Origin of the sequence: Dokdonella sp. (assembly GCF_035703485.1) — a bacterium.
Taxonomy (GTDB): Bacteria; Pseudomonadota; Gammaproteobacteria; order Xanthomonadales; family Rhodanobacteraceae; genus Dokdonella.
Map to the genome: position 1 here is coordinate 1 of NZ_DASSYD010000170.1, position 6,624 is coordinate 6,624.

Genomic DNA, 6,624 nt, shown 5'->3' on the forward strand with positions numbered 1-6,624 from the left:
CGGCCAGAAATTTCTCGCGCCGGGTTTGCTTCTTCTTGGAAGCGTATTCGGCGTCACCAAAACTCATCTGTTTCATAGTGGGATAGCGTTATTGACTAAGTGCCATTTTACCACGAGTCTAGGGACTTGTTCAGACCCTCCTTAGCGCATACAGCGCCCTCAGTATTCGCAGTCGCATTGCTGGTTTGAGCACCCTGCCCATCGCGGCAAGCTCGGTGTCGACGCTTTGGACAATGGTGTCAACCAGGGCGAAATCCATGGTTCGTGTGGCAGCTTTCACGGGATCCTCCCCGGGGCCGGCCAGCAGCCAGACCGGATCGATCCCGTAAATTTCATACAGTGCGCGAAACAGCGCCACGGGCATTTCACGTTCTCCGCGCTCGTAGTTGGCGTAAGCCCTCAACGACAACCCCAGCGTATTCGCAAACGCTGCTTGGCTCAGCCCGGTCGTGCCACGCACCTTCGTGAGCCGCTGACCGAGATCAATGTTTTGATCGGGGCTTGCGATACTACTCATTTATGCCTACAGTGAGCCTCATTGTTGCCTCATAGGGTATCGCCTTGAATCACGAAAGGGAACGCCACGAGCGGATAAAAATGGGTATCCGGATTCAACTGTGGGTCAACCAACATTCTCGGAGCGGCTGAAATTGATGCTTCAGGTTGGTTTGGGCTCATGCGCATGCAGCGCATTGAATGACAAGTTGTAGGTTTGGCACAAAAGCCCGAGCTCGTCATGAGCCGTCGTGACGCAGATCATCGAATCGGATTCAGAGAGTTGGACTAAGAAATTGGTTGCGCTTCATGGAACGGCCGCTGTGCTTGCCCCGCTTCGGCGTCGTAGCTGGATCAATGCCATAAAAGTAAGCATGCCCAACAGCAATATCAGCACGCCAGGGGAAAGCATGGACAAGGTCACCGGCGTGATGTCTCCCCGACGCAAGATCACCGTCGCTGAATTGTTCGATTCATTGAGATCAATCCAAGATTGAACTATTCCGAACGTGAAAGGCAATGCCTCTGGCGCCGCCTCTGTTAGCGAAAAGTTGAGTTCGCAACGCCGAGTTTCCCCGACGGCAAGTGGCGGTCCCGCAAGCGTTGGCGTCCAGACGAACTGGTAGAAGAAATACTTGCCGTCGCTGACTAGTAATCCGATGCCGGGACAGTTGCTGCTTCCCCCAGGACCCAGATCGAATTCATCGATAAACTGAGAGCTGATCATCGGCAGCACAGAAACAGGCTCCGGGCCCAAGTTAGTCGCTGTGATCACAAATGAAATGAGCTCCCCCGGGTCAAGGTTGTCGGTCGGCGTGGCTGTCATAGAAATCGCAACGTCGGACGGAATGGTGCCCTGCGAAAATGAGGACGGCGAGGCCACCGCAAAGACAGACGCCAATAGATAAATGTGGATCCCTAATCGCTTCATCGGACTATTCGAAACCGTTTGCGAAAATTCGGTCCAAACTGGCTCGATATTGCGCCGTCGTCGACGCATATTGGGCGATCACGCGGGCGTTTTCACGTTGATCAACACGCCCAGTGCGGAATGTCCATGGAATAGTCAGCGAAACCGAAGCGTTCGAATAGTTGAGCACCTGATTACACGGCGATATGCAGTTGGAATCCTTGTAGGCAACTAAGGTGCGTGCACCGTCCTTGTTGAGATTATTCGCCCAGTGGGCATAAGCCCATGGTTGCAATGGGGTGGAATTATTGCTGTTGGCAGGATCGTGGTTTGCACCGAAAATATGGCCAAATTCATGCTCAAAGGGATAGCCAGAGAAAGAACACGTCCGTTTGGTTACGCCGACTGCATACGGTGCGAACCCAGGACCCGGGGGAGGGAGAGTGCCATAGGACCCAGGCACATACGCACGCCCGCAGACGCTTGAATCTGCACTGGTCTCACGAATGTACATGACAATGTCAGCTGCCCATTGATTGCGTATTCCTACGGGCTCTGGGTCGTTCTGGAGATAGACGACGTCAGCGGTAAAGTATCCCGTGTCTGGACGAAGCACCTCCTGCGAATGCACCAAATTCAACGTTGCAATGGTCGGCTGGCCTGGCGTCGTGCTCCGGTCCATTGCCAACTGCGTCGTATCCAAGGTGTCTTGCATGTACTGTTGGACATTGATACTGCTCGCCTGCAGTGTTTGACGAACCGTTGAGGTGTACAAAATGAGGACATCGATATCTTGGTCAAGCGTGGCAGGCCCATTGATGGATTCTGGCATCGACGTCCCCGCAGTATCAGGGCCGGCCGGAATTTCCGTGGCCGTGGCGACGTCATTTTCTGCACCCGCTGGCGGGTCCCCGTAGACAAATCGAGTCAGCTTTGTGCCGGTCGTAGTCGTCTCAACGTTGTAGGTGCCGTCCAAGCAAGAGATCGTCGCGCGAAACGCTCCCGGAATCGCACTCAATAGCGCACTACACCCCTCGCTGCCGCCGCTCCACAGGAAAGCATTTGCGCCGCGAGACTTGGAGCGAATTCTATTCAGTGTCTCGGGGGTTTGGTTCGGAATATTGAGCACGACCGTGTCAGGCAAGCTTTGAAGATAGGTGAGATTTATGGTGACCGGCCATTCTTCCGTCGCACCCGGGTCGGCCGATAGGCCGGGGTTCGTTGGGAAACCAATGGATGCGAATAGATCGTGCTGCGGATCCGAGGAAATGACGCCAAACGACGCGACCACTACACCCGCTTTCGCAGATGCAAACCCGAGCAACAAGGCAATCGATACTGCTTGTAGAAGACGCAGGATCATAGGATTTCCCCTAGCCGTATAGTCTGCCCGAGGCTACGCGCAATGCTCAATCGTTACAAGTGTACGGAAGTCGTCACAAAAGCGACAATTTTAGCCGCGCCTCAGCGCGTTATTCGAAGTGGCCGGATTCGAGTAGTTTTGTCAGCGTGGGGATGTACGGGCCATATTCGATGACGTGATGACTCACAGGACCACGCTTCGCCTTGGTTCGAACCTCATGACCGGTCGCATAGCCGATACAAAGCGAATCGTCATCGTCGGCCTCAGGCCCTCTTTTGCTGACCAGGGTTGATCCATCCTTGCGGGCCTTCTCGTCATAGAGCATGCGCGCTCGAATGACCTCGAAGCTGTAACCACGGCCCATACGGTTCATACCTTTTGCCAAGTTGTTGACGGACTCAGTATAGGCATTCGTGATCGGGTTATCGAAGTATGCGAATACCTCGCCGTGCCAGTTCGTCATTGCCGTGGTGAGCTCCTTGAAGTCGGGACGTAGCTCCGGGTCGAGCCTGTCCAACCAAGCCTGAAACGCCGTTTCTGCGGATGTGCGGGTCTGATTCTCCCAGATTGCAAAGAACGCCTCTTTAAGTGAGTGGGCCTCGCCGAGCAAGGGAAACTGCTGAAACCAATTCGAGATCCGAGAGATGGCTTCGGGCGAAAGATCACGTTTTCGTTTGAGCAGCAGAAACCGCTCATCCTTGAGCTTGAGTCGCTGTCGCTGCGTCAGTGTTTTTCGGAATCGTTTGCGCATCTTCTCAAGCACCTCATTGGCCATACGTTGAATGTGGAATCGATCTACCACGATTCGCGCTTCCGGCAATGCCTCCTTCATGACTTGTCGATACACGTGGTACATGTCCATCGCAACCCACTCCACACTATCCCTGTCGGGAAGCACTTTGAAATACGCCAGCAAATCGGCCTTGCTTCTGGTTGCCCGCATGTCAAAAACGGTTCGCCGCTCAACGTTGGTGATCATCGCCCGGAACGCTCCAACGATCTTTAGCTCATCAATGCCCATGAATCGTGGCGTGACGAAACGGAACTTGCTCCCGAGCTCATCCGCATAGTCATCGAAAATGTGACGAATGGTTTTCTCGTCCATGTTCACTTGACGGGCAATCGACGCAAATGTTTCACGAAAGCAGTGCGTCCGGATGTAGTGAATCAGCCGCGTCGTGGCCAAGCGCTTGGTGTCCAGGTCCGGAATCGGATCGAACATCGTTTTGTGGCAGTCTTGGCATCGGTAGCGACGTCGTTGAACCGCAATCTGTACGGTCTTGCCATGGGTCGGCGTGTCACGAAAATACTGCTTTTGGGTTCCATGCCCATGAAGTCTGCCCGTCTGACATTCCGGGCACGCCGAAGGGACCATGCGCCCTTCCGCGTGGACGATGTAGGAGCCGTCGACCACCTCGATGGAAAGCGGCTTCAAACTGCTGAGCTGGAGGAAATCAGTCATGCGGCTACCCACAGTAAAATCCAGAATTGGAAGCAGACTATACTGCGACAAGCCCACACTGCAATCCGTTATTCAACTGTAGAGCACCGGAACTCGATCAAGGGCAAACCCACAGTACATTCCGGATACCCTTGAAAATTTGATCAATGCTCGTCTTTTTGCTCGGCAAAGGCGCCCGCAGCCGAGCCGAAATTCCCTTTCGCTTCTGCCGCCAGATACATGGCCACGGCATAGGCGGCGACATTCTGGCGCAGTTGCTCGAGATCGATCTTGTCGAGGGTGTCGTTGGCGGTGTGATGCCAGTCGAAATAGCGCGTCGTGTCCTGACGCAGGGACAAGCCGGCCATGCCGACCGCATGCACGGCGGAGAGATCGGAGCCGCCGCTGCCCGGGGCCTCGGCGTCATATTCAATCCCGAGCGGTGCCAGAGCCGCAGCGATCTGGCCGATGGCCGCGCGCGCTTCGGGCTTGACCGTCGCCGTGACCTTGACGATACGATCGGCCCCAGCATCGGATTCTGCGCCGAGAATGGCCTTGCCAATCTGCAGGTGATGTTGCGCGGCGTAGGCTCTGCCGCCGTAGAGCCCGGATTCCTCGTTGGCGAATGCGACCACGCGAATGCTGCGCGCGGGGCGATTGGGCAACTGGCCGATCAGATGTGCCGCCGCAGTGGTGATGCCGATACCGGCTGCATCATCGAGCGCCCCGGTGCCAAGATCCCAGGAATCGAGATGGCCGCCGGTGAGAAAGTATTCGTTTGGACGTTCGCTGCCGGTGATCTCGGCGATCACGTTGGCGCCGGTGTAGGTGCCATCGAGGCCGCAATCCAGCGCCAGATGCAGCTTGACCGGCTTGCCGCGCTTGAGCACGGCATCAAGCAGGTCGGCATCGGGGTTCGACAGCGCCGCCGCAGGAATCGCCTTGGCAGGATCGGAGAAGCGGGTCATGCCGGTATGCGCCAGGCGATTGTTGTCCGAACCCACCGAGCGCAACAGGAACGCCGCTGCACCCTTGGCTGCGGCCAGTTCGGGGCCGAGCACACGAACCGCGGAACCGGTGCCGTAATCGCGGCCATCGACCAGGGCGTGCATCCGCGGAATGCCGACATAGACAATCTTGCCCTTGACCAGATAGTCCGCTGCATCCTTCAGCGCCTGCAGCGAATCAAATGCGATCACCTCGGCCTCGAGTCCGCCTGCTGGCGTACCCGCCGAGTATCCCAGAGCGGTCACGACAAGCGGTTGTGCGTACGGTTCGGTAATCGCGGCAGTTTCGCTGCGACGTACCCATTTCGGGTAGCTGACCGGTTCGGTCCAGACCTTGTCGAAACCCAGAGCCTTGAATTTCGCGACCATCCAGTCACGCGCCTTCTGATCATTCTCGCCGCCGGCAAGTCGCGGCCCGATTTCGGTGGTCAGGCCTTCGACAAGGTCATAGGCGACCTCATCCTTGAGTGCGCGTTCGCGCAGTCCGTTTGCTACCGCAATTGCGGCTTGCGGAATCGATGTCGCGGCCGTCGTGTTCTCGGCCTGGGCCGAAGGTTGAACAAGCAGCAGGACGAGAGCAAACAGGGCAATACGAGGCATGGGCCTATTCCATCGGAGTCGAGCCAGCCATCTTGCCAGAAGCAGCAGTGAACCGACTGTGGCGAAGGTCACCCGCGCTGAACAAGCCCGGTTGAGCGGATCCGTGGCGGGGAATGTATTCCGCGTGCAGGAAGCTATTCGTCCTTCTTCAGCAGATCGCGGATTTCCGTGAGCAGGGCAACATCGGCAGGTGGCGCGGCAGGCGCTGCTTCTTCCTCTTTCCGACTCATGCGATTGATCGCCTTGACCACCATGAAAATCGCGAAGGCGATGATGGTGAACTGAATCATCGTATTGATGAAGGCACCGTACTGGATCGCGACCTCACCTTTGCCGTCGGCACCGGCCGCGGTCAGAACGTATTTGTACATCGAGAAATCAATACCGCCAATCAGGTTGCCGATCGGCGGCATGATCACGTCGTTGACCAGGGATGTGACGATTTTTCCGAATGCGGCGCCGATGACAACACCTACCGCCAGATCGACGACACTGCCACGCATGGCAAAGGCTTTGAACTCGGACATCATGCTCATGTTGAACTCCTTCAGGGAAGTTGGGAGGAAGCGACCGCGAGCGCCGCTTCGCCACTTTATCCAGATACATCAACAGGTGCAGCCTTGTTGCGAATTTTTACCAACAACGAAGCAGCAACGGTTCAAGGCATCGCTGATCAAGTGGCGCAATCGTCACGACGCCTGTCTGCGTGCAGATCGCGGCGCGCTGGCGCAGATGCACTGGCCGTGTCGGCAACTGCTCCTGCGTTGCTCTACCTCCTGCATCCATGCAGTCGCTTCAAGCCAGCGCA

At 56.5% G+C, this 6,624-nt stretch carries 6 protein-coding genes; all 6 read right to left on the reverse strand.

Annotated elements, in window-relative coordinates:
* Positions 1 to 130: 130 nt before the first annotated feature.
* Positions 131 to 517, reverse strand: a complete 387-nt coding sequence (locus tag VFN25_RS13135) for a helix-turn-helix transcriptional regulator (protein ID WP_325142628.1) — start codon at positions 515 to 517, stop codon at positions 131 to 133.
* A gap of 285 nt (positions 518 to 802) precedes the next feature.
* A complete protein-coding gene (locus VFN25_RS13140; RefSeq protein ID WP_325142630.1) occupies positions 803 to 1,426 on the reverse strand; it encodes a hypothetical protein in 624 nt (207 codons plus the stop codon).
* Between the two features lie 4 nt (positions 1,427 to 1,430).
* Positions 1,431 to 2,768 (reverse strand): M12 family metallo-peptidase, encoded by a 1,338-nt coding sequence (locus VFN25_RS13145; protein ID WP_325142633.1) that lies wholly within the window; start codon positions 2,766 to 2,768, stop codon positions 1,431 to 1,433.
* Positions 2,769 to 2,877: 109 nt separating this feature from the next.
* Positions 2,878 to 4,230 carry an ISL3 family transposase gene (locus tag VFN25_RS13150; protein WP_325142635.1) on the reverse strand — a complete coding sequence of 451 codons (1,353 nt, stop codon included), beginning with the start codon at positions 4,228 to 4,230 and terminating at the stop codon, positions 2,878 to 2,880.
* Between the two features lie 143 nt (positions 4,231 to 4,373).
* Positions 4,374 to 5,816: a M28 family peptidase gene (locus VFN25_RS13155; protein WP_325142637.1), complete on the reverse strand. Its 1,443-nt coding sequence runs from the start codon at positions 5,814 to 5,816 to the stop codon at positions 4,374 to 4,376.
* Between the two features lie 134 nt (positions 5,817 to 5,950).
* Positions 5,951 to 6,352 (reverse strand): large-conductance mechanosensitive channel protein MscL, encoded by a 402-nt coding sequence (gene mscL, locus VFN25_RS13160; protein WP_325142639.1) that lies wholly within the window; start codon positions 6,350 to 6,352, stop codon positions 5,951 to 5,953.
* Between the last annotated feature and the right edge of the window lie 272 nt (positions 6,353 to 6,624).